Origin of the sequence: Flavobacterium suzhouense, assembly GCF_042684765.1 — a bacterium.
GTDB lineage: Bacteria > Bacteroidota > Bacteroidia > Flavobacteriales > Flavobacteriaceae > Flavobacterium > Flavobacterium suzhouense.
This window is the reverse complement of the sequence record NZ_JBHUMD010000026.1, coordinates 259076-259560: the sequence shown is the minus strand read 5'-3', so window position 1 is coordinate 259560 and position 485 is coordinate 259076. Positions and strand designations below refer to the sequence as shown.

Genomic DNA, 485 nt, shown 5'->3' with positions numbered 1-485 from the left:
ATCCATCGGTAGCGGTCCATGTATTAGTATAAGTACCTGAATTGGCACACGCTCCTGCTATAAATGAACCTGAGGTTTTGGTATAGGTGATTGTACTGTCGCAGTTATCTGTAGCAACCGGAGCTTGTGACTGAGCAGTTGCAAGTCCTTCTGAATCGCTACATTGCAGCGTTATATTTAGAGATGATGCCTCTGTTGACCAAACAGGAACCTGAGTATCTTCTATAGTAATCACCTGAGTGAACACTGAGGAAGTATTATTACACACATCCTTTGCAACCCAGGTGTTGGTATAAGTACCTGAGTTATCACAGTCGCCTCGGGTAAATTCTCCTGAGGCTTTGGTATAGGTGATTACTCCGCCACAGTTATCGGTAGCTACCGGAGCTTGCGACTGAGCAGCAGCAAGTCCTGAAGCATCACTGCATTGCAGCGTTATATTTAGAGATGATGCCTCTGTTGACCAAACAGGAACCTGAGTATCC

1 protein-coding gene is annotated in these 485 nt (G+C 45.4%); it reads right to left on the bottom strand.

Features of this window, described 5'->3' with window-relative positions:
• On the bottom strand, window positions 1–485 hold a 485-nt coding region (locus ACFSR3_RS11885; RefSeq protein WP_379821198.1), incomplete at both ends, for an HYR-like domain-containing protein.